Origin of the sequence: Halomonas jincaotanensis (assembly GCF_018448785.1) — a bacterium.
In the GTDB taxonomy this organism is placed as follows: Bacteria; Pseudomonadota; Gammaproteobacteria; order Pseudomonadales; family Halomonadaceae; genus Halomonas; species Halomonas jincaotanensis.
In genome coordinates this window covers 51,368-74,519 of sequence record NZ_JAHCLU010000006.1, presented here as the reverse complement: position 1 = coordinate 74,519, position 23,152 = coordinate 51,368, and the positions used below count along the sequence as shown (strand labels likewise).

At 61.0% G+C, this 23,152-nt stretch carries 22 protein-coding genes and 2 pseudogenes; 17 read left to right on the top strand and 7 right to left on the bottom strand.

Annotated features, from left to right (window positions below):
• Positions 1-166 precede the first annotated feature (166 nt).
• Entirely contained in the window at positions 167-862 is a 696-nt protein-coding gene (locus tag KG088_RS06960; protein WP_319941398.1) for a response regulator transcription factor, read from the top strand.
• 431 nt (positions 863-1,293) lie between these two features.
• Here the strand turns inward: KG088_RS06960 and KG088_RS06955 are convergent.
• The 7 genes and pseudogenes from KG088_RS06955 to KG088_RS06925 form a co-directional block, all read right to left on the bottom strand.
• Positions 1,294-2,405 (bottom strand): annotated as a pseudogene (locus tag KG088_RS06955) (IS110 family transposase).
• A 192-nt stretch (positions 2,406-2,597) separates the two neighbouring features.
• Positions 2,598-2,852, bottom strand: a pseudogene (locus KG088_RS06950) (transposase); the annotation flags it as partial.
• Positions 2,853-2,918: 66 nt separating this feature from the next.
• The gene (locus KG088_RS06945; protein WP_213824778.1) at positions 2,919-4,157 is read right to left on the bottom strand and encodes an AAA family ATPase; all 1,239 of its coding nucleotides are present in this window, start codon (positions 4,155-4,157) and stop codon (positions 2,919-2,921) included.
• 52 nt (positions 4,158-4,209) lie between these two features.
• On the bottom strand, positions 4,210-5,502 hold the full coding sequence (gene hemL / locus KG088_RS06940) for a glutamate-1-semialdehyde 2,1-aminomutase (RefSeq protein ID WP_213824777.1): 1,293 nt from the start codon (positions 5,500-5,502) through the stop codon (positions 4,210-4,212).
• A gap of 126 nt (positions 5,503-5,628) precedes the next feature.
• The gene (gene thiD, locus KG088_RS06935; protein ID WP_213824907.1) at positions 5,629-6,474 is read right to left on the bottom strand and encodes a bifunctional hydroxymethylpyrimidine kinase/phosphomethylpyrimidine kinase; all 846 of its coding nucleotides are present in this window, start codon (positions 6,472-6,474) and stop codon (positions 5,629-5,631) included.
• A gap of 5 nt (positions 6,475-6,479) precedes the next feature.
• A complete protein-coding gene (gene hemJ / locus KG088_RS06930; RefSeq protein WP_213824776.1) occupies positions 6,480-6,911 on the bottom strand; it encodes a protoporphyrinogen oxidase HemJ in 432 nt (143 codons plus the stop codon).
• Between the two features lie 9 nt (positions 6,912-6,920).
• Entirely contained in the window at positions 6,921-8,705 is a 1,785-nt protein-coding gene (locus KG088_RS06925) for a chloride channel protein (RefSeq protein WP_213824775.1), read from the bottom strand.
• Between the two features lie 181 nt (positions 8,706-8,886).
• Here KG088_RS06925 and argC point away from each other — a divergent pair, with 181 nt between their 5' ends.
• The 16 genes from argC to atpG all read left to right on the top strand — a co-directional run bounded on the left by argC (position 8,887) and on the right by atpG (position 23,107).
• Positions 8,887-9,936, top strand: a complete 1,050-nt coding sequence (argC, locus tag KG088_RS06920) for an N-acetyl-gamma-glutamyl-phosphate reductase (RefSeq protein ID WP_213824774.1) — start codon at positions 8,887-8,889, stop codon at positions 9,934-9,936.
• A 146-nt stretch (positions 9,937-10,082) separates the two neighbouring features.
• Complete coding sequence (erpA, locus tag KG088_RS06915; protein ID WP_213824773.1) at positions 10,083-10,436, top strand: iron-sulfur cluster insertion protein ErpA; 354 nt, start codon at positions 10,083-10,085, stop codon at positions 10,434-10,436.
• Between the two features lie 117 nt (positions 10,437-10,553).
• On the top strand, positions 10,554-11,321 hold the full coding sequence (locus KG088_RS06910; RefSeq protein ID WP_213824772.1) for a transporter substrate-binding domain-containing protein: 768 nt from the start codon (positions 10,554-10,556) through the stop codon (positions 11,319-11,321).
• Positions 11,322-11,434: 113 nt separating this feature from the next.
• Positions 11,435-12,106, top strand: a complete 672-nt coding sequence (locus tag KG088_RS06905; RefSeq protein WP_213824771.1) for an amino acid ABC transporter permease — start codon at positions 11,435-11,437, stop codon at positions 12,104-12,106.
• Positions 12,107-12,118: 12 nt separating this feature from the next.
• On the top strand, positions 12,119-12,892 hold the full coding sequence (locus KG088_RS06900) for an amino acid ABC transporter ATP-binding protein (protein ID WP_250148114.1): 774 nt from the start codon (positions 12,119-12,121) through the stop codon (positions 12,890-12,892).
• Positions 12,893-13,435: 543 nt separating this feature from the next.
• Complete coding sequence (gene mnmG, locus KG088_RS06895) at positions 13,436-15,340, top strand: tRNA uridine-5-carboxymethylaminomethyl(34) synthesis enzyme MnmG (RefSeq protein WP_213824770.1); 1,905 nt, start codon at positions 13,436-13,438, stop codon at positions 15,338-15,340.
• Complete coding sequence (gene rsmG, locus KG088_RS06890) at positions 15,337-15,993, top strand: 16S rRNA (guanine(527)-N(7))-methyltransferase RsmG (RefSeq protein WP_213824769.1); 657 nt, start codon at positions 15,337-15,339, stop codon at positions 15,991-15,993. Before mnmG ends, rsmG begins: the two co-directional genes overlap by 4 nt.
• 28 nt (positions 15,994-16,021) lie before the next feature.
• Positions 16,022-16,792 carry a ParA family protein gene (locus KG088_RS06885; protein ID WP_213824768.1) on the top strand — a complete coding sequence of 257 codons (771 nt, stop codon included), beginning with the start codon at positions 16,022-16,024 and terminating at the stop codon, positions 16,790-16,792.
• A gap of 42 nt (positions 16,793-16,834) precedes the next feature.
• Positions 16,835-17,752 carry a ParB/RepB/Spo0J family partition protein gene (locus KG088_RS06880; RefSeq protein ID WP_213824767.1) on the top strand — a complete coding sequence of 306 codons (918 nt, stop codon included), beginning with the start codon at positions 16,835-16,837 and terminating at the stop codon, positions 17,750-17,752.
• Between the two features lie 225 nt (positions 17,753-17,977).
• The gene (locus tag KG088_RS06875; protein WP_213824766.1) at positions 17,978-18,343 is read left to right on the top strand and encodes an ATP synthase subunit I; all 366 of its coding nucleotides are present in this window, start codon (positions 17,978-17,980) and stop codon (positions 18,341-18,343) included.
• Positions 18,344-18,367: 24 nt separating this feature from the next.
• Positions 18,368-19,192: a F0F1 ATP synthase subunit A gene (atpB, locus tag KG088_RS06870; RefSeq protein WP_213824765.1), complete on the top strand. Its 825-nt coding sequence runs from the start codon at positions 18,368-18,370 to the stop codon at positions 19,190-19,192.
• Positions 19,193-19,277: 85 nt separating this feature from the next.
• Entirely contained in the window at positions 19,278-19,505 is a 228-nt protein-coding gene (gene atpE, locus KG088_RS06865; RefSeq protein WP_089793707.1) for a F0F1 ATP synthase subunit C, read from the top strand.
• 72 nt (positions 19,506-19,577) lie between these two features.
• The gene (locus KG088_RS06860) at positions 19,578-20,048 is read left to right on the top strand and encodes a F0F1 ATP synthase subunit B (protein WP_213824764.1); all 471 of its coding nucleotides are present in this window, start codon (positions 19,578-19,580) and stop codon (positions 20,046-20,048) included.
• An 11-nt stretch (positions 20,049-20,059) separates the two neighbouring features.
• Positions 20,060-20,596, top strand: coding sequence for a F0F1 ATP synthase subunit delta (locus tag KG088_RS06855; RefSeq protein ID WP_213824763.1), 537 nt, complete (start codon positions 20,060-20,062; stop codon positions 20,594-20,596).
• A gap of 16 nt (positions 20,597-20,612) precedes the next feature.
• Positions 20,613-22,157 (top strand): F0F1 ATP synthase subunit alpha, encoded by a 1,545-nt coding sequence (gene atpA, locus KG088_RS06850; protein WP_213824762.1) that lies wholly within the window; start codon positions 20,613-20,615, stop codon positions 22,155-22,157.
• A 68-nt stretch (positions 22,158-22,225) separates the two neighbouring features.
• The gene (atpG, locus tag KG088_RS06845) at positions 22,226-23,107 is read left to right on the top strand and encodes a F0F1 ATP synthase subunit gamma (RefSeq protein ID WP_213824761.1); all 882 of its coding nucleotides are present in this window, start codon (positions 22,226-22,228) and stop codon (positions 23,105-23,107) included.
• Positions 23,108-23,152 lie beyond the last annotated feature (45 nt).

Here is a 23,152-nt window from a genome sequence, read left to right as displayed (position 1 = left end):
ATGTTTATCGCCATAGTGCTTTTTTATCATTCTATACTCCCTGCTTATGAAAAAAAAATAGTTACATTAGTTAACAAAATGACCAACACTTCACTACGGTTATCCACTTCACAGCGCAGCTACGTCACTACGCAGGGCCGACTGGCGCACAACCAGCAGGGAATGCATGATGAATCAAGATAAAAACTTGGTGTTGTTGGTCACACTCAACAATCCTCAGACCCAGTTATTCACGGATTACTTGCATAAGCAGCTTGACTGCGACGTTACGGTCGTGACTCCGACCATGGAATGGCAGCCCACTGAGGCTGAGCATACCGTGATACTGGTTGATGCCGACCATATTGACGAAACCAGTCTACAGCACTGGCACACGAAGGCGGCAGACGACGAGACCCTATCGCTGGCAGCCTTCAATCTACGTGACGAAGATCATGCCGCCGATGTGCTTTCGGGAATCAATTTTCAGGGCATCTTCTATCGAAGCGACTCCTTGCTCTTGATCTGCAAGGGGATTGATAACCTGATGAAGGGCCATCTATGGATGTCGCGCTCCTTGATGACACGAATGATCCTGTTCTTTCGCCGCCAGCAGCTCAATTCCTACCGTCCCGTCTGTGGACTGACCCACCGGGAATTGGAATTGATCGCCATGTTGGGCACCGGGGCTTCAAATACCGAAATTGCCGATCGGCTGTTTGTCAGTGAACACACTGTCAAGTCCCACCTCTATAACATTTTCCGCAAGATCAAGGTCCATAACCGTATCCAGGCAGTGAACTGGGCAAGGCAAAACCTGGGGGCTCCGCCTCCCCTGAGCCGGGGTCGCGGTCGGAGCCGGGGTAAGGACGATCCGTCATGAGAACCCTGGGGCCTATCAAGGCTTCTTCTCTATTGCTCGTGATCGTGACCATCGCAGGGCAGCCCGTTCAGGCACAGCGGCCCTCGTCGCCGGGAACGAGTTCTGCAGGAGTTCCCGGTAGCGGGGTCGAAGAACAAAAAGCTATCGATGAAATGGGGTTCTGGTATGGATTGACCTGTCAATGGTTCGGTTATCTCCAGTGCATTCGGTTTCCTCAATGCCTACGGGTCAGGAAGCGAAGGGCTATCAGCGACGGTGGATCTCTCTGGTATTCGTGGGTTGGGTACCGACCTGTCATCACTTCGTCGCGGAGCTACCCAGCTCTTCGTTCGAGGGTCATCCTGGCCCGGAAGGCAAGGGCCTCATAGAACCGCCAGGGGGTCTCCAACCGGCCCGACGCTCCCTGACACGTAGGCACTGGGACGTGGCCATCATGCCGTGGCTCGGCTGCCGTGAGGTTTGCCCATGACCTCACAGGCAACCGCCCACAAGAACCCCATCAGCTCTCGCGCCACCGCCGTCATGACCTGCTGCTTGATCTTGCCTGTGGCCATCAGCCGGCGGTAACGCCCGCACAGGCGCTTTTGTGCCTCCCAGGCGATGGCCTGGATCGTCGGCGAGGTTCGCTCGGCTCGCTGCTGGATGATGCGTGTCTTGCGCGCCGGGAAGCGGTAGCGCCGGCGGCCTCCACCAACACGCGTCGTACGTGACCGTTGCCGGTCTTGGTGATGCCGCCCTGGCGCCGTCTGCCGCCACTGGAGTGCTCGCTGGGCACCAGGCCCAGGTAGGCCATCAGCTGACGGGGCGAGTCGAAGCGGCTGATGTCACCGAGTTCAGCGAGCACCGGCATTGCCGTGATCAGGCTCACGCCGCGCATCGCCATCAGCGCCTCGACCACCGGGGCCAGCGACCAACTCGGTAATGCCGCTGCCATCTGCTTTTCCAGGCCAGCCACGCGGCGCTGAGCCTCCTTCACGGCATCGACATACTCCTCCAGCACGATCTGCTGAACGGGGATGTCGAATCGAACCGTTTCCAGCCAGTGGAAGTGGGCCTGCGTCCACTTGCTCTTGCCGGCATAGACCTTGCCATGACGCAACAGGAAGGCACCCAGGCGTTGCCGGGCCTTGAACTCGATCGCCTTCATGTCCTCACGGGCCCGCGTCAGGTCGCGCACCGCCTCCTGCTCCGGGGTGGGGACCCACACCGGCGTCAGTTCACCGGAACGCGATAGACGTGCCAACATCTTCGCGTCTCGCCGGTCGGTCTTGACGCGATCCCCGGCACGCTGGGGGATCAAGGACGGGGCGACCACCTCACAGTCATGGCCACTGGCCTGAATCTGGTGGTAGACCCCATAGCCGCAAGGGCCGGCCTCGTAGCTAAACAGTAGAGGCTGCCCCTCGAAACGCTGGCTCAGTTGGCGGACCAGTGTGTCGATCGCCTTGGGCGCGTTGGGGATCTCGCCACGAAACTCGGGCTCATGCCGCCCTGCCTCGGCGAGGGATACCGCAATGGTGGCCTTGTGCACGTCCAAGCCAATATAGGCGGCATGGACGTCGCTGGCGGCGCTGAGCCGCTCGGCGTCAGTGCGCTCAACAACGGCTTGATGCGTTGCGTTAGACTGTGTCATGACCTGCCTCCCTCAATAGTGGCTCTGGGTTTAGGTGCCCCCACCTCAACGTAACCCACGACGTTGAGGTGAGGCAGGTCAATCCATCATGTCTTCGACGTTTCATGTGGATTTGGCTTGATCAAGCAAGCGGCCCACCGGGCTGCCGATCAGGTAAATCATGGCGATGAAGTTGGCCTCGTTCCGGTAGCCGCGTGCGCGTGACCGGGCGTCTTGGAACAGACCGTTCATGCCCTCCAGACGGGCGTTGGTCAGGCCGGACATCCATCGCCTTACCACCTGCTCGGCGTGCCGCTCCAGTGTCGCCAGGGCCTTCGCCATCGGCTTGAGCAGTGGCTGTTCGGTGACCGCCTCGCGCATGATCTTAGAAGAAGAGAGGCCTCAGTGTTACCCCTCTGCTTCACTTGCCGATTGAAACCATTGTCAAATAATATGCCGCTGAATCAACGTCACCAAGGTGTCGGTGGCATTATCGGCAGTGGTGTCGAGATGTACCAGATGTAGCCGTTCCTCGTCGCCGAAGGCTTCGAACAGCGCCATTTGACGCGTGAGTATCGACAGACTCTCTTCCACCGGCAGCTGATGACGGCGTGCGCGTTTCTCGATACGTCGTCGTAGAGAGGCCTCGTCCACCTCGAAGCTGACCATCAGACACGGTAGCCCTCTGGCTTCGGCTTGCTGACGCAGCAGGTCGCGTTGCCAGCGCCGCAGAAAGGTTCCATCCACACAGACCGAAAGGCCGGCATCCAGTGAGATGCCGGCGAGCTCGGCGAGCCGTTGATAGGTCTGCTCGGTAGCCCCGGCGGTAAAGATATCCACAGGAGGAGGTGTCGACTCTGCCTGTGGATCGATTCCAGCAAGACGGCGACGCTCCACATCGGAACAGAGGCGTATCGCACCCAAGCGCTCGACCAGGTTCACCGTGAAGCGACTCTTGCCGCTGCCCGGGACACCGACCGAGATCACCAAGGGCGGAAAGCGGAAGTTGGCATAACGCTCAGCCAGGGTGAAGTGCTGGCGGCATTCCCCCATGATCTCGGCAAGCAACGCCGGGTGCTCAGGATCCTGACCCGGTGACGACAGGCGTTGCAGGACACGCCTTGCGCCAGCCAACGCCTGGCAGACCCGGAACAGCGACAGCACCTGCGTCAGCTCATAGTCGCCAGTAAGACGCAGATAGCGATCCAGGGCCCGATGAGCGAGGAGAGGTTCTCCGCAGAGTTCCAGCCGTACCAATAGTGAAGCCAGATCATTCGCAGCGTCCAGCATTACCCCTTCGCCATCCCCCGGGAGATTCTGTCCAATGGCGTTGCACAACAGCGACCTCCCCTGATGACAAAGCCGGCTGTTCGGATACTCCCATGCCCAACTGCGGCGCCGATGATCATTGCGTCTGGCCATTACCGGCGCAAGACGTCCAAGCTCTTCTTCCAGCCAGTGCTCGAGATGTGCCAAGCGTTGACCATCCTCAGCACCAGCAAGGTGTTCCCGCAGAGCGGCGATCTCACCATGGACAAACTGGTTCGTCGCCTGTCGTCCGTCATCAGCGGACACACCCTGAGCCGTGGGGGTTCGATGATAGGCGACCAAATCGTCGACCAATGCGTCCCACTCAAAGATTACGTCGTGGGATGAGGCGTCGTCCTTTCGAGTCAGGCTCATCGGGCGTTTTCCCTGTTTGTTGAACAAGTGCTGCGATTTATCGCGAGGCGGCTTAGTTCTTTCGATTCAGTCTCGCGAAAGCCTTCTCGGCACCGTCCAGCGTCAGCTGGATATCTTCTGGGGTGTGGGCACTAGACATGAAGCCGGCCTCGAAAGCCGACGGCGCCAGGTAGACCCCTTCGTCGAGCATCGCCGTGAAGAAGCGGCGAAAGGCATCGCCGTCGCAGGCAGTGGCCTGGGCAAAGTTGTCGACACGGCTTTGGCGGGTGAAGAAAAGCCCGAACATCCCGCCAGCGCTTTGCGTGATCATTTCGATGCCTGCCGCATCGGCACGCTCCTGCAACCCGTGACAAAGCGTATCAACCCGCTGTGCCAAGGCGTTGTGAAACCCCGGTGTACGCAGCTTGGTCAGCAGTGCCACCCCGGCGGCCATGGCCAGCGGGTTCCCCGACAGGGTACCGGCATGGTAAATCGGTCCTAGCGGCGAGATATTCGACATGATCGTCTCACTGCCCCCGAACGCTCCAACCGGCATGCCGCCGCCCACGATCTTGCCCAAGCAGGTGAGGTCCGGCTTGACGCCGTAATGCGCCTGGGCGCCGCCCAGAGCAACGCGGAAACCGGTCATCACCTCATCGAATATCAGCACGCTGTCATGGGTATTGCAGACCCGACGTAACGCTTCCAGAAAGCCGGGCTGGGGGGGAATGCAGTTCATGTTGCCGGCGACCGGCTCGACGATGATGCAGGCGATCTCGCTGCCGATTTCTTCGAAGCATTGCTCCACGGCATCGATATCGTTGTAGGGCAGGGTGATGGTCTGCTCGGCGAGAGAGGCCGGTACGCCCGGTGAGCTCGGCTCACCGTGGGTCAGCGCTCCCGAGCCCGCCTTGACCAGCAACGAATCGGAGTGGCCATGATAGTTGCCTTCGAACTTGACGATTCTGTCGCGCCCCGTGACACCGCGCGCCAGGCGAATCGCCGACATCGTGGCCTCGGTGCCGGAGCTGGTCATTCTCACCATCTCGATGGAGGGAATGATCTCGCAGACCAGATCGGCCATGGTGGTTTCGAGGGCCGTGGGTGTGCCGAAGGAGAGCCCGTTGTCGAGGCGCTCACGCACCGCCCCAAGCACATCCGGGTCGGCATGGCCGGTAATCATCGGTCCCCAGGATCCGACATAGTCAACGTAACGCTTACCCTCGACGTCGAACAGACAGGCCCCCAGAGCACGCTCCATGAACACCGGCGGACGATCCATCCCCTTGAAGGCACGTACCGGCGAATTGACGCCACCGGGAATATGGCGACAAGCCTGTTCGAAGAGCTGAGCGGAAGTGGTCATGTCTACCTCAAGTTGTGGATAAATCTCTGGACAAGTTGCGAGCAAGCAGTGAAAAGACGTTAAAAAGCCTGCCCTGACGCGAACTATTTTCCCATTCTCGGTGCTTGCCGCAACGATGGCCAGCTCTCAATTGCGTAGCGTCTGGGTGGCAGATTCTATCACCGCCGGAAGCCGCCAGAGCCGCCTTGGTAGCGACTGATCTCGTCCCGGCTGCCAGCCATGGGCCAACGCCTGCCAGGTGAAGGCTTGAGCCTGCTCGCAGGCCGTCACCAAGGATTCGCCAGCGGCGAGTCGTGCCGCCAATGACGACGCCAAGGTACAACCAGAGCCGTGAAACCGGCCTTCCAGACGCGGCCAGGACCATTGCCGACTGATATCGGGCGCATGCAACGTGTGCTCGACGCGGTCAGCAGGAACCCGCCCGGTCGGGTCGTCGGTGCCGGTCACCAACAGCGCCTGACACCCCTGTCTCATCAACTCCACCGCACGATGCGTATCGTCTTCGAGAGCGTCGCGACAAAGGTGCGCCAGCTCGTATCGATTCGGCGTCAGGATATCCACAAGGGGTAGCAATCTATCGCGAAAGGCATCGACCAACTCGGCGGTGGATAACTCACTGCCACCGCCGGCTCTGAGTACCGGATCTACCACGACCGGAACGCCGGGCCGGCGTCGAATAACGTCGGTCACGGCATCCAGGGACGCCATATCCGCTATCAGGCCGACCTTGATGGCGGCGATCTCGAATTCCCCCAGCGCATCGGACGTGCGCCTGATGGCATCCGGATCCACTGCCATCACCTCGGTGACATTTCGGCAGTTCTGCACCGTGAGGGCGGTAGGTATCGTTAACGCCCAGCCTCCGCAGGCGGCAACCGCCTCGGCATCGGCGACCAGGCCGGCCCCGCCGGTGGGATCATGACCGGCCAGTACCAGAACGACCGGCAAGTGGGCCTCCACCTCGTTCACCATCACCATCAAAAGGGCTTGAGCACGGCCAGGAAAACGATCAGAAGCAACGCAATCACTGGCACCTCGTTGAACCATCGAAAGAACACATGGCTCCGCGCACAGCGCCTTTCGGCGAACTGTTTCAGGTACGCCAGGCAGAGGTGATGATAGCCCACCAGCAGGACTACCAGCAGTAACTTGGCATGTATCCAACCCTGGGCCAGCCAGCTCGGATTGAGCACCAGCAGGGCGCCACCGAATACCAGCACGGCGATCATCGACGGCGTCATGATGCCGCGGTAGAGCTTGCGCTCCATTACCGCAAAATGCGCAATGGCCTGTTGCTCATCACGGTCCCGCGCCATGGCATGGTAGACATAGAGACGCGGGAGATAGAACAGGGCGGCGAACCAGGTCACCATGGCGACGAGGTGAAGGGCCTTAATCCACAGGTACATTAATGCTCCTCAAGAAGGGGAATCCGAATCGGGGGATCGGTCGTTGTAGCGATAGTAACGTTCGATAGCACCGCGTGTGATGATACCCGATATCCGCTTCTGTTTCGGTCGGTAACCGTGCTCGACGTAAAGCGCATCCAGTGCCTGATCGTTGAGCCTGGAAAAGGCCTCGGACAAGGTCGCCTGGAGATGGATCGGCGCCATGTCCAGTCGCAGGCCAGGAATCTCCAGCAGATCGATCATTTCGCCGTCTTCACCCTCGGGTGGCAGAGGGTGTTCCATCAAGAAGCGCGCCAGGTCGGCTGCCTTGAGCGCCAGGGTCGGCTTGTCGTCACGGGAACGCTCGATCAGTATCCATACCGGCTTGGCTTCGAGCAGCCGCCGCGCCTGCTCATGCGTCACCATGCGCAGCGTGCGCACCAGGCTGCGCTCCATGACTGCCGGTACCGACACGCGCGAAAGGGCCTGCATCAAGGGTTGCTGAAGAGGGTGCAGGCCGTGACGCGTAACGCTGATGAAGTAACCATCACAGCGGCACAGCTGACGCGAGGTCAACCCGGAGACCACCACGGCCAACATGCCGGGCAGAATGATGTTGGGATTGTGCGTGAGTTCCAGCAACGCCATCAACGCGCCCAACGGCGCCTGCAGTACCGCGCCCATCATCGCCGCCATGCCGAGCATGGCATAGAAGCCCGGATCAGCCGCGTTACCCGGCCACATCCAGCTGCCCGCCATGCCCATCAGCGCACCCGCCGCAGCCCCCACGACCAAGACCGGGCCGATGATGCCGATCGGGATGCCGCTGGCCACGGTCAACGCGGTAAGCAGTAGCTTGGCCACCACCAGCACCACCAATACGTCGATGGCCAGTTCACCGGAAAGCGACGCCGCCAGGCTGTCGTAGCCGATGCCCTGCACCTCGGGGTACCACCAGGCGACCCCGGCGGTGGCCATGGCGACCAGCGACAACCGCCACGAGACGGGCAGGTCGGCGATTTTCTTGTTCTTGGCCACATGGATGAAGAGCCCGGCCAGCAGGCCGATCAGCAAGGCCGTCACCACGATCCAGGGCAGGTTGGCCATCGAGCCCAGGCTTACCGTCGGCACCTGGAAAGCCGGTGCAGAACCATAGACCAGTTGCGCCACCACCGCACCCATGGAAGAGGCGAGAATCACTGGCATGAAACCGGCGATAGTATACTCCATCATCACCACTTCCATGGCAAAAATGACCCCGGCGATGGGGGTGTTGAACGAGGCCGCGATCCCCGCCGCGGTCCCGCAGGCCACCAGCACCCGCAGGCTGTTGTGCGGCAACCTGAGCCGCTCCCCCACCCCGCTGGATGCGGCTGCCCCCAGGTGAATCGCGGGTCCCTCACGTCCGGCCGAAAGGCCACCGAGTACCGAGACCACACCGACCCACCACTGATTGAGCCAGTTGCGCAGCGGAAAACGGCCCTGGTGGTAGGTCAACCGCTCGATGACATGGCCGACGCCGAGCTTGCGCGCCGCCGCCGGTTGGCGCCACAGCAGGCTGCCGATGATCACCACCGCGATCACCGGCATCACGGCTCGGCCCAACGCGGGAAGACCTTCGAATGCCTCGGGGTCCCCTGCCGGCATGAAAGCCATAGCGCCTACCTCGAGCAACAACCGAAAACCCACCATCAATCCACCGGTGATCAGTCCCGACACGACCCCGAGCAGGCAAAGCTGGGGCAGCGCGTCGACGCTGGCCAACTGGCGACGAAAGGCTTCCAGGCTGAGATCGGGGAATGAAAAACGCGGCACGCTGAGGGTCCTGTTCATCCGGGTCTTGATGGGAGACCCTGAGTTGGGTAGGTCACCCAGCTCTTGTGTATCATAATCATCCTCAGAGGTCCCGCCCCGGTTGTCATCGGGCGAGACGACTCTTCCCATCCATCGGGCTCAATGAGTCGCCATAAATCGAACTGTCAGGAAGGAGCAAAACGTGATCAAGGTCGGAATAGTCGGTGGCACCGGTTACACCGGCGTCGAACTGCTCAGACTGCTGGCCCAGCATCCCGACGTTGAGGTCGAGGCCATTACCTCTCGCTCCGAAGCCGGCATGCGTGTCGACGACATGTACCCCAACCTCAGGGGGCATTATGACGGGCTGTGCTTCAGCGAGCCCGACATCGAGCGCCTAGGCGCTTGCGACGCCGTGTTCTTTGCCACCCCTCACGGTGTCGCCCACGCCCTAGCGGAGGAACTGCTGGACAAGGGGACTCGTGTGATCGACCTGTCGGCCGACTTCCGCCTGCGCGATGCCGAGGAGTGGGCCGCCTGGTACGGCCAGCCCCACGGCGCCCCGGCACTGCTCGAACGCGCCGTCTATGGTCTGCCGGAAGTCAACCGTGAAGCGATCCGTAACGCGCGGCTGATCGCCGTCCCGGGCTGTTATCCCACCGCCGTGCAACTCGGACTGCTGCCGTTGCTCGAGGCCGGCCTGATCGAGACCGACCACCTCATCGCCGACTGCAAGTCGGGCGTCACCGGCGCAGGCCGCGGGGCCAAGGTGCCGTCGCTGATGGCCGAGGCCAGCGAGTCGATGAAGGCGTACGGCGCCTCCGGGCATCGCCACCTGCCCGAGATCCGCCAGGGACTCGGCGACGCCGCCGGACGCCGGGTCGGCCTCACCTTCGTGCCCCACCTGACACCAATGATCCGCGGCATACACGCGACGCTTTATTCCAGGCTAAGATCGGGACGGCTGACCACGAAGCCTGGCGAGCTGCAATCCCTCTTCGAAACGCGTTTTGCCGGCGAGCCCTTTGTCGACGTCATGCCGGCGGGCAGTCACCCCGAGACTCGCAGCGTAAAGGGCGCCAACCTCTGCCGACTGGCGGTTCACCAGCCCGACGACGGCGACACTGTGGTAGTCCTCGCGGTGATCGACAACTTGGTCAAGGGCGCCTCGGGTCAAGCGATCCATAACTTCAACCTGATGTTTCACCTGCGTGAAACAGCAGGACTCGACGCACCGGCGATCATGCCCTGAGCCGACTCGACCTCTGCCAGGCATCGAGCCTATCGGGAAAAGTTGACCCTTTTGCTGGGGATTAGGGATAATCACCGGGAGAACATTCATTCAGCAGCCTGCCGGGTCCTGCCCATAGGGCTGCTCGGCTCTGGGGAGGTCCGCCCATGAGCGGTGCAGAATCCTTCGTTCCTACCCCCTTGATGCTCTCCGCCGGCGCCCGAGCGCGCCTGCAGAGCATGATCGAGGAAGAGAACAATCACGAACTCAAGTTGCGGGTCTACGTGACCGGCGGGGGCTGCTCGGGCTTCCAGTACGGTTTCGACTTTGCCGACGCCATTGCGGAGGATGACACCTTGATCCCCTTTGGCGATGTCGCCCTAGTAGTCGACCCGCTCTCCTATCAATACCTGGTCGGCTCAACGGTGGACTACGAGGAAGGCCTCGCCGGTGCTCGATTTCTGGTCCAGAACCCCAACGCCACCACCACCTGCGGGTGCGGGGCCTCCTTCATGGTTTGACGCCTGAGCGTTAACCCATCAGGGAAGCGATTGATTTCCCCCGGCTTGACGCTTACTCGCTAACTCGCCATGGTTGATGACGTACACCACAATAATTTCATCCATTGGGGAAACGTAATGAAACATCAACTGAAAATGGCGTCCTTGGCCTCGTGCATTGCCTTGGGAATGGGCACCGCGCCCCTGGCCAGCGCCAATGACGAGCCGCTGGCGGTGGTCACCGACCCAAGCTTCGTCCCCTTCGAGATGATGGACCAGGAAACCGGCGAGATGGTGGGTTTCGACATGGACATCATCAGCGAAGTCGCTGAGCGTGCCGGGTTCGAGTACGACCTCGAGACCATGGACTTCAATGGCATCATCCCCGCCATCCAGACCGGTAACGTCGACATCGCCATCGCCGGCGTGACCATTACCGAGGAACGCGCCGAGATCGTCGACTTCTCCGATCCCTACTACGACAGCGGCCTGCGTATCCTGGTCAGCGCCGACGACGACAGCGTCGAGGAAATCGAGGACCTGAAGGGCAAGAAGATCGGCACCAAGGTCGGCTCGACGAGCTACGACTATCTCGAGGAAAACCTCGGCGACGAGGCCGACATCACGCCTTATCCGGGTAGCAGCGACATGTACATGGCCCTGCTCGGCGGCAGTGTCGATGCGGTCTTCTACGACGCGCCCAACGTGGGGTATTTCTCCCAGACCCGTGGCGAAGGTCGCGTCAAGGTCGTCGGCCCTCTCTATGAAGGCCAGCAGTACGGCATTGTGCTGGTCAAGGGTAGTGAATGGGTCGAGCCCGTCAATGAGGCCCTGGCCGAGATGAAAGAAGACGGCACCTATGATGACATCCACGCCAAGTGGTTCGGCAGCGACAGCGACGAGTAAGCTCGCACGTTAAACGCCGTACGGGGTCGGGTCGAGTGCCCGACCCCGTTGCGTTTGGTCATCCTATCTCGCCGTTCCTCTCTTTTTACGACGCCTCTTGATGGGAGAACCTTGTGGACGTCACCTTTCAATTCGACTGGCAGGCCGCTTTCGGCTCCATTCCCTTTCTGCTGAAGGGCATCCCCTACACGCTGTTGATCTCGTTTGGGGGCCTTGCCATCGGCTTTCTGATCGGCATCCTCTTCGGATTGCTGAGAATCAGCCCCACCGCCTGGCTGCGTGTGCCAGCCGTGGTCTATATCGAAGTGTTCCGTGGCACCCCGGTATTGGTCCAGGTGCTGTTCATTTTCTATGGCCTGCCGCAAATTATCGGTAGCCCGATCAATGCGCTGGTCGCCGGTATCGCCGCCATCGCGGTCAATTCCGGTGCCTATATCTCGGAAATCGTGCGTGGCGGCGTACAGTCCATCGAGCGCGGTCAACGCGAGGCGGGCCTTTCGCTAGGTCTCTCGCGACGCCAGACCTTCCGCTACATCATCTGGCCTCAGGCGTTCCGGCGCATGATTCCCTCGCTGGGCAACCAGGGCATCATCAGCATCAAGGACACCTCGCTGTTCTCGGTGATCGGGGTCGGTGAGCTGGTGCGCCAGGGCCAGGTCTACATTGCCACCACCTTCAACGCCCTGGAAGTCTATCTGATGGTCGCCATGCTCTACCTGGCGATCACCCTCACCCTCTCGTTTGCGTTGCGCATGCTCGAGCGCAAAGGCTTGGTCGGACAATAAGGAATGCGTGACATGAACCATGACGAGTCCCTTTCCGGCGCCGACCCCATCGTGCGCCTGGACAAGGTCAACAAGCATTTCGGCAGTCTCCACGTGCTGAAGGACATCGATCTGGCCGTCGCTTCCGGCGAGGTCGTGGTCGTCATCGGGGCCAGCGGTTCGGGCAAGTCGACGCTGATCCGCTGCATCAACGGCCTGGAAGAGTTCCAGCAAGGGCATATTCAGGTCGACGGCAACGATCTGGTGCCCCATGGCAAGGCGACCAAGGCACTGCAGAAGATCCGTACCGAAGTCGGCATGGTCTTCCAGCAGTTCAACCTCTTTCCCCACCTTAGCGTGCTCGACAACGTCACGCTGGCGCCGATGAAGGTACGAGGCTGGAATCGGGAAGATGCCACCGAAACCGCCGAGCGGCTGTTGGAGCGCGTCGACATCAGCGATCAAGCGGCCAAATACCCCACCCAGCTCTCCGGCGGCCAGCAGCAGCGCGTGGCCCTGGCAAGGGCGCTGGCCATGGAACCCCGCCTGATGCTCTTCGACGAGCCGACATCGGCCCTAGACCCGGAGATGATCGGTGAGGTACTCGATGCCATGCGCGAACTCGCCAAGGAAGGCATGACCATGATGATCGTCACCCATGAAATGGGCTTCGCCCGCGAGGTGGCCGATCGTGTCGTGTATATTCACAAAGGTGAGATTGCCGAAGAAGGACCTCCCGCACAGGTCTTCGATGCGCCACGCAACGAGCGTACCCGCAGCTTTCTTTCGCGGGTTTTGAAACACTGACCTACCGCTGTTTTTGCAACATCCAAGGCCCTGTCGTTATCGACAGGGCCTTTTTTATGTTTTTATGGCTGTGGATAACATAAACGGCTTTCATCGCCTTATTGCCCTGAAACCGTGATGTCGCAAGGGTTTTGCCACTCAGGACGCGGATGTTCACGACCACGGTGACAAACCAGGTACTCGACGGTGGATAAGCGGTGCGGTTTGGGTGCGGTGGACAAAGCGGCTTTTCGTCCACAGCTTCCCTGCAGGCAGTACGCAGTCCATTCGCCGTTTATCCGTATGATAGTCAACAATGCAAGATGCTGTTAGATAGTAAGTTTACAGGGTTATCCACGGATTTTGTCCACACCAGTAGTTACAACAACAACAGAACTTCTCTTTATATTTTGTTTAATTTAATAATAACGCTGAAGGGCTCGAGAAACCCAAGATCGGATGTGGAAAACCCTGACGTTTACCCACAGGAGGTTTATACTGCCGGGCTGATTTCGTTACTGACTTGCTGCAACACAGGCGCTACGGCGCCCAACGAGGTGTACCTTGGATTACCCCGACCGCTTCGACGTCATCGTCATCGGCGGTGGTCATGCGGGAACCGAAGCCGCACTGGCCTCCGCTCGTATGGGCTGTCAAACGCTGCTGCTGACGCACAACATCGAGACGCTGGGTCAGATGTCCTGCAATCCCGCTATCGGCGGGATCGGCAAGAGTCATCTGGTCAAGGAGATCGATGCGTTGGGAGGGGCCATGGCACTTGCCACCGACCAGGGTGGTATCCAGTTTCGCGTGCTAAATGCCCGCAAGGGTCCCGCAGTTCGCGCGACCCGTGCTCAAGCTGATCGGGTCCGCTACAAGGCAGCAATTCGCAGCATGCTGGAAAACCAGCCCAACCTGACGCTCTTTCAGCAGGCGGCCGGGGATTTGCTCGTCGACGGCGACACCGTACGTGGCGTGATCACCGAAACCGGGATTCGCTTTCACGCTCAAAGCGTAGTGCTGTGCACCGGGACTTTTCTTGGCGGGGTGATTCACATCGGACTCGACATCAGTCGCGGCGGACGTGCTGGTGATGCGCCATCCAACGCCCTTGCTGAGCGACTTCGTGCCTTGCCATTCCGGGTCGATCGCCTCAAGACCGGCACGCCGCCGCGCCTAGACGCCAGGAGCCTCGACCTGTCACGACTCGAGGAGCAGCCAGGGGATATGCCCGTGCCGGTGATGTCCTACCGCGGTTCGCAGGCCATGCACCCTCGCCAGGTGAGCTGTCATATTGCCCATACCAATGAGCGCACCCACGAGATCATACTGGCCAACCTCGAGCGCTCACCCATGTACTCGGGCGTTATCGAGGGTGTCGGGCCCCGTTACTGCCCGTCGATCGAGGACAAGGTCCACCGTTTTGCTGACAAGACGAGCCACCAGATCTTTGTCGAGCCCGAAGGACTGGACACCCATGAGCTCTACCCCAACGGCATCTCGACCTCGCTGCCCTTCGATGTCCAGCTTCAGGTGGTGCGCTCCATCGAGGGCATGGAAAACGCGCACATCACCCGCCCAGGCTATGCCATTGAGTACGACTTCTTCGATCCCCGCGACCTCAAGCATTCGCTGGAGACGAAATTTATCCACAACCTGTTCTTCGCCGGGCAGATCAACGGCACCACCGGCTATGAGGAAGCGGGCGCACAGGGTCTGCTGGCGGGCCTTAATGCCGCTCGACGCGCCCAGGGGCTCGAGGCCTGGTGGCCCCGCCGTGACGAGGCTTATCTCGGGGTCCTGGTCGACGATCTGATCACCTTGGGCACCAAGGAGCCGTATCGAATGTTCACCTCCCGCGCCGAATACCGGCTGCTGCTGCGCGAGGACAACGCCGACCTACGACTGACCGAGGCCGGCCGCACCTTGGGGCTGGTCGACGATCAACGCTGGACCGATTTCGTCGCCAAGCGCGAGGCGATCGAACAGGAAACCACTCGACTCGAGTCCCACTGGGTACAGCCTGGCTCCGCCGCCGCCGCGGTGATCGACGAGAAACTCGGCAAGCCGCTATCCCGTGAGTACCGGCTGAGTGACCTGCTCAAGCGTCCTGAGCTGACCTATGCCGATCTCGCAGATCTGCCGGACATCGCCGGTGAGGCCGCGACGGACCCGGCCGTCGCCGAGCAGGTGCAGATCCAGGCCAAGTATCAAGGCTACATCGACCGTCAGCAGGACGAGATCGACAAGCTCAAGCGCCACGAAGCCACTCCGCTGCCCAGCAACCTGGACTTCAGCCGAGTGGAGGGCTTGTCCAACGAGATCCGCCAGAAGCTCGAGGAGGCACGCCCTGAGACGCTGGCGCACGCCTCGCGGATTTCCGGGGTGACGCCTGCCGCGGTGTCGATCCTGCTGATCCATCTCAAGAAGCGCCGCTTGGTGCAGGACGACCGGGTCGCCAACGGATGACGAGTGTCACGCCGTCGACCGTCGAGCACCGCCTGGTCACCGGTTTAGCGCGTCTCAATCTCGTGGTGAGCGACCGCCAGCGCCAGGACTTGCTGGCGCTGATAGGACTGTTGCACAAGTGGAACCACGCCTATAACCTCACCGCGGTGCGCTCACCCGAGCAGATGGTGTCTCGTCACCTCCTCGATAGTGCCGCAGTCCTGCCGCATGTCATCGGTCCGAACCTTCTCGATGTGGGGTCGGGCGCGGGGTTTCCCGGGCTGGCGCTGGCGATACTCAAGCCGGAGCTCGCGGTCATGCTACTGGACAGCAACGGCAAGAAGGTACGCTTTCAACGCCAGGCCGTGCTGGAATTGGGGCTAACCAATGTCACCCCGGTGCAGGCGCGGGTCGAGACATTCGAGGGACACTTCGATCAGCTGATCTCGCGGGCATTTGCAAGCCTTGGTGATTTCATTGGCCTCACCAGGCATCTGCTGTCGCCCAATGGCCAGTGGCTGGCCATGAAGGGACCGGCTGTGGAGGATGAACTTGCTGCACTGCCCGAGGCCGTGGCACTGGTGTCGCGCCATGCCCTGGCGGTGCCCTTCGAGGAGGGCAACCGTCAATTGGTGATTCTCGAGCGCCAAGGTTCCACTCAAGACCTCCCCTGAGGCCTCTGTTACCCCAAGGATGTCAATTGTGACCAAGATTATCGCCTTGACCAACCAGAAGGGCGGCGTGGGCAAGACCACCACGGCCGTCAATCTCGCCGCCAGCCTGGCGGCCTTGGATCGTCGCGTGCTGCTGGTCGATCTTGACCCTCAGGGTCATGCCACCATGGGGAGCGGTGTAGACAAGCACGAGCTCGATGGCAGCGTGCTTGACATCTTGCTGGGCGATAAGCTGGCTACTGAGGTGATTCTCGACTGCCCCACCGCTGGGTACGCGCTGCTGCCGGGCAATGGCGATTTGACGGCCGCCGAGGTAGAACTTCTCGATCGCGAGGAAGGGCGAGAACGCTGCCTGGTCGAGGCGCTCGGCAAGGTGGCCGGTGAATACGATGTCGTGCTGATCGACTGCCCGCCGTCGCTGAACATGCTCACCGTCAACGCCTTGACCGCCGCCGATGGCGTATTGATTCCGCTGCAATGCGAGTTTTACGCCATGGAAGGCCTCTCGGCACTGCTCGATACCGTCGAGCAGCTCAAGGATAGCGTGAATCCCGATCTCGAAATCTACGGCATCCTGCGTACCATGTTCGATTCACGCATCAGCCTGACGCGCGACGTCAGCAAGCAGCTTCGCGATTATTTCGGCAACGTGCTGCTCAAGACCACCATTCCGCGCAACGTGCGGGTTGCCGAGGCGCCGAGCCATGGCCTGCCGGTGACCAAGTACGCGCGCTTCTCGCGGGGGAGCCAGGCCCATCGGGTGCTGGCCAAGGAATTGATCCGGCGCCTGTCGTTGTAGCACCAGCGCTGACACACCGTCTGCCGTGATGAGGGAAAGTCGATGACGCGTAAACGCGCCCTGGGACGTGGCCTGGATGCCTTGATCGGTGCCAACGCCCGTCGCCGCGAGAGCCTGGACCTGCCGGAATTCAATCCGGCCATAGCGAGTGATGACCGCGAGCCTGACGCATCACCCGTCGCCGAAGAGCGACTCGAGCGCCTGCCGCTGGGTCAGCTGACTCGCGGCAAGTATCAACCGCGGCGCGATATCCAGCCCGAGGCGCTTGAGGAACTGGCTGACTCGATCCGCGCCCAGGGCGTTATGCAGCCCATCGTGGTGCGGCCTATCGGCGAGTCGCGCTATGAGATTATCGCTGGCGAGCGACGCTGGCGGGCTGCCCAGCTCGCCGAGCTCGACACCATCCCGGCCGTTATCCGAGAGGTCAGTGACGAGGTCGCACTGGCCCTGGCGTTGATCGAGAACATTCAGCGCGAAGATCTCAACCCCGTCGAAGAGGCGATGGCGTTCAAGCGCCTGCTCGAGGACTTCGCCTTGACCCAGCAGCAGGTTGCCGATGCCGTGGGTCGCTCGCGGGCCCAGGTCGCCAACCTGCTGCGCCTCCTGGCGCTCGACCCCGAGGTCCAGACGCTGCTCGAGCGTGGCGACCTGGACATGGGCCACGCGCGTGCCCTGTTGGCGTTGTCCGGTGCTAAGCAACGCAAGGCGGCCCATGAGGTGGTCAACAAGGATCTTACCGTTCGCGATACCGAGGCACTGGTCAAGCGGCTGGTGGCGGGCGATACCGCCAAACCGACAACGCCGTCGCCGAGCCCCGATGTGGCCTGCCTGGAAACCCGTCTGGGCGAAGTGCTGGGGGCGCCGGTCAAGATCCAGCACGGGCGCAGTGGCAAGGGACGGGTCACAATTCGTTATGCCAGCCTCGACGAGCTGGATGGCATCCTGGAGCATATACATTGAGCGTAAGTCGGGCATGTCCTGCTTTTGCTCATCCAGGGTGGGCTAGCGTCCCCCTTTGGTCGAAAAAAAACCGTTTAATGCTTGAATCGCCGCCTCTTTGGTTGAATGGTCAGGGGGGGTTCCCTATAATCCGCCGGTGTTTGTTTGCTTGGCGGAGGCCAGATTTTCCGAGCAAGGCGAGGTCGATAAGACTGCCAGATAAGGCGCAGGCACGGGCCGGCAGTCATGCGACGAGGGCCTGATTTTCGACGCTTGTTGCTGAGTCAAGGCTTGGCAGTGTTGGCCATAACTCTGCTCGGTCTGATGTTCGGCGGACCCAAGGCCGCTATATCGTCGCTAGGTGGCGGACTGGTGTGTTTTCTGCCTAACCTGTATTTCGTCTGGCGACTCATCCCCGCCAAGGGTAGACGGCAGACAACACGCTTCGTGATCGATTTCTATCGCGCCGAAGCAGGCAAGTTTGGTTTGACGGTGGCACTGTTCGCTCTAGTATTCGTGTCAGCGCCTCCCTCAAACCCGGTTTTTTTCTTTAGCGCATACGTGGCGGTTCACCTTATGCACTGGCTGTCCCCTTGGCTGCTGCGTGCCTGACCGACCCCAACGAGAGGCAGATCCATGGCTGGTAACAACCCCTCGCCGACGGAATATATTCAGCACCACCTTCAGAATCTGACCTTCGGTTATCACCCCGAGAATGGCTGGTCGATGGCCCATTCCGCTCTCGAGGCTCGCGAGATGGGGTTTTGGGCCCTGCACTTGGATACCATGGGCTGGTCCATCGCCATGGGGGCACTGTTTATCTGGTTGTTCCGCAAGGCGGGCCGCATGGCGACCACCGGGGTGCCGAGCGGCTTGCAGAACGCGGTCGAGATGGTCGTTGAATTCATCGAGAATCTCGTGCGCTCGGCCTTCCACGGTAGAAACCCGGTCATCGCCCCGCTGGCGCTGACGCTATTCGTGTGGATCCTGCTCATGAATACGCTCAAGATCATCCCGGTCGATTACTTCCCCGAGCTCTTCATCCGCCTCGGCGTCGATTACATGAAGATCGTGCCCACCACCGACCCCAATGCGACGCTGGGCATGGCGTTGGGCGTCTTCTGCCTGATCATCTATTACAGCATCAAGGTCAAGGGCGCCGGCGGCTTCGCCAAGGAGCTTTCATTGACGCCGTTCAATCACTGGGCCCTGATTCCCTTCAACCTGGTGCTCGAGGTCATCGGCCTGCTGGTCAAGCCACTAGGTCTCGGCCTTCGTCTGTTCGGTAACATGTTCGCCGGCGAGGTCATCTTCATCCTGATCGCCCTGCTGCCCTTCTGGGCCATCTGGCTGCTCGACGTGCCCTGGGCCATCTTCCATATCCTGGTGGTGACCCTGCAGGCCTTCATCTTCACGGTGCTCTCCATCGTGTACCTGAGCGCTGCTCACGAGCACCACTGATCCCGAGCCACGCTTCTCTGCTTGATCCACTCAACCCCTAAACCCGTCACCCGCTGAACCACAACTCAACATCAGGAGTATCATCATGGAAATGGTCTACATGTCTGCTGCGATCATCATCGGCCTCGGCGCCCTGGCCACCGGTATCGGCTTCGCATTGCTGGGCGGCAAGCTGCTCGAGTCCACCGCGCGCCAGCCGGAACTGGGTGATCAGCTGCAAACCAAGACCTTCATCATGGCCGGCCTGCTCGACGCCGTGCCGATGATCGGTGTGGGCATCGCGATGTACCTGATCTTCGTCGTTGCCGGTTAATGACATGACCGAGCGCCGTGCGCTCGGTTTGTCGGTTTCCGGTCGCCACGAACCTGTCAGAGGTACATCCCTGTGAATATCAACATGACGCTAATCGGACAGACGATCGCCTTCGCGATCTTCGTCTGGTTTTGCACAAAGTATGTGTGGCCGCCGATCAGCAATGCGCTCCACGAGCGTCAGAAGAGAATCGCCGACGGCCTGGACGCGGCCAGCCGTGCCACGCGTGACCTTGAGCTCGCGCAGGAGCGTGCCAACGAGACCCTGCGCGAAAGCAAGGAACAGGCGTCTCAGATCCTCGAGCAGGCCAACAAGCGTTCCTCGCAAATGATCGAGGAAGCTCGCGAGCAGGCCCGTAATGAGGGTGAGCGCATCGTTGCCAGCGCTCGTGCCGAGATCGATCAGGAAGTCCAGCGCGCCAAGGAAGAGCTTCGTGCTCAGGTGTCGCATCTGGCGGTATCCGGTGCCGAGCGGGTCCTTGAAGCCTCCGTTGACGAGAAGGCACACCGCAAGCTGCTCGACAAGCTTGCCGCCGAACTGTGAGGAGGTGATCCATGGCGGAAACATCTACCGTCGCGCGACCCTACGCCAAGGCAGCATTCGAGTACGCCCGCGATCACAAGGCGCTTGATGTCTGGGCCGACTTGTTGGTCAAGCTGGGCCGGGTCGCCGCCGTGCGTGATGTCCAGAAATTATTGATGCATCCCGGCCTCACGGCCGAGCGCAAGGTGGCGATACTTCTCGAGCTGGCCGAGGTCGATACCGACGAGGCGGCCCGCCGCTTTCTCGAGACCTTAGGCGCCAAGAATCGTCTCCCGGCGCTGACGGCCATCGCCGAACAGTTCGAGCGGCTGCGTGCAGAGCTCGAGCAACGCGTCGATGTCACCGTGGTTTCGGCCTACCCGCTCGACGACAAGCAGCAGAACAAGCTCGCCGGTGCGCTCAAGAAGCGCCTGAATCGCGAAATCTCCATTACCACTCAGGTGGACCCGGCGCTTCTCGGCGGCGTTGTCCTGCGTGCCGGCGACACCGTCATCGACGGGTCGGTACGCGGTCGACTAACGCGCCTTTCCGAAGCCCTTTCCGCTTGAGTCAGAGGGACATGGCATGCAGCAACTGAATCCTTCCGAGATCAGCGACATCATCAAGCAGCGTATCGAGAAGCTGGATGTCGCATCTGAAGCCCGTAATCAGGGCACCATCGTCAGCGTTTCCGACGGCATCGTGAAAGTTCACGGGCTCGAGGATGCGATGTTCGGTGAAATGATCGAATTCCCCGGCAGCATCTTCGGCATGGTGCTCAACCTCGAGCGCGACTCGGTGGGTATCGTGGTGCTCGGCGACTACCAGGAACTTGAAGAGGGCATGACGGCCCAGTGCACCGGGCGCATTCTCGAAGTGCCGGTGGGCCCCGAACTGTGTGGACGCGTTGTGGATGCGCTCGGCAACCCCATCGACGGCAAGGGAGATATCAGCACCAAGCTCACCGATGCGGTGGAAAAGGTCGCGCCGGGCGTCATCACGCGCCAATCCGTCGACCAGCCGATCCAGACGGGCTTCAAGTCCATCGACGCCATGGTGCCGATCGGCCGCGGCCAGCGTGAGCTGATCATCGGCGACCGCCAGATCGGTAAGTCGGCCATCGCCATCGACGCGATCATCAACCAGAAAGGCAAGGGCGTCACCTGTGTCTACGTGGCCATCGGTCAGAAGCAGTCGACCATTGCCAACGTGGTGCGCAAGCTCGAAGAGCACGGTGCCATGGAGCACACCATCGTGGTCGCCGCAGGCGCTGCCGACCCGGCGCCGATGCAGTTCCTTGCCCCCTATTCCGGCTGCACCATGGGCGAGTACTTCCGCGACCGCGGCGAAGACGCCCTGATCGTCTATGACGATCTTTCCAAGCAGGCCGTGGCCTATCGTCAGGTCTCACTGTTGCTGCGTCGTCCGCCGGGACGTGAAGCCTACCCGGGTGATGTTTTCTACCTACACTCGCGTCTGCTCGAGCGTGCCGCCCGCGTCAACATCGACTACGTCGAGAAGTTCACCAATGGCGAGGTCAAGGGCAAGACCGGCTCGCTGACGGCCCTGCCGATCATCGAGACCCAGGGTGGCGACGTCTCTGCGTTCGTGCCGACCAACGTGATCTCGATCACCGATGGTCAGATCTTCCTCGAGACCGACCTGTTCAACTCGGGCATCCGTCCGGCCATCAACGCCGGTCTCTCGGTGTCGCGTGTCGGTGGCTCGGCCCAGACCAAGATCATCAAGAAGCTCGGCGGCAGTGTGCGTCTGGCCCTCGCCCAGTACCGCGAACTGGCGGCCTTCGCCCAGTTCGCCTCCGACCTGGACGAAGCTACCCGCAAGCAGCTCGAGCACGGTCAGCGCGTCACCGAGCTGATGAAGCAGAATCAGTATTCGCCGATGTCGGTGGCCGAGATGGCCGTCTCCCTGTATGCGGCCAACGAGGGTCACCTGGAGGACGTCGAGGTCAGCAAGGTGCTGCCCTTCGAGCGCGCGCTGCGTGACTTCATGAAGGCCGAGTACAGCGAGCTGCTCGACAAGATCAACCAGACCGGCGACTACGACGACGAGATCAAGAGCGGTCTGAAAGAGGGTCTCGACAAGTTCAAGGCCACTCAGAGCTGGTAATCCCGTTGGCTCGCTCTACCTGGGCGGGCCCTGGAGCCTTCTGAGTGCCACGAACGGAGTAGATCGCTATGGCAGCTGCAAAAGAGATACGCACCCAGATCGGGAGCATCAAGAACACGCAGAAGATCACCAGCGCCATGGAAATGGTGGCTGCGTCGAAGATGCGCAAGGCTCAGGACCTGATGAAGGCCGGTCAGCCTTATGCGCGTCAGATCCGTAGCGTCGTGGGCCACATCGCCGATGCCAACCCGGAGTACAAGCATCCGTGGATGGTCGATCGTGAGGTCAAGCGAGTCGGCTACATCGTCGTCTCTACTGATCGTGGGCTGTGCGGGGGCCTGAACGTCAATCTGTTCAAGGCTGTGGTCAATGACGCACGAGGCTGGCGCAACGACGGCGTCGAGCTGGATTTCTGCGCGCTGGGCCGCAAGGCTGGCGGCTTCTTCCGCAGCTACGGGGGCAACCTGGTGGCGGCGAAGAGCGGCCTTGGAGAATCGCCAGAAGTCGATGACCTGATCGGCAGCGTGAAGGTCATGCTGGATGCCTATGACGAGGGCCAGCTGGATCGCATTTACGTGGTATCCAACGAATTCGTCAACACCATGGTCCAGCAGCCGGTAGTTCGTCAGTTGTTGCCGCTGTCGCCCGAGATGGGGAAGGATCCTGACGACGAAGAACACAAGCGTCCCGGTAGCTGGGACTACCTGTATGAGCCGGATGCCAAGGCGCTTCTGGATAGCCTGCTGGTGCGTTTCGTCGAATCGCAGGTCTATCAGGCAGTGGTCGAGAACGGGGCCTGCGAGCAGGCCGCGCGGATGATCGCCATGAAGAGTGCCACCGACAATGCGGGCGGTCTGATCGACGATCTGGAAATGGTCTACAACAAGGCCCGCCAGGCCGCCATTACCCAGGAAATCTCCGAGATCGTCGGTGGCGCCGCTGCCGTTTAGCGTCGGGGAGGGCGCGGCCCTCCCGGCAAGCAGGTTTCATTTGCA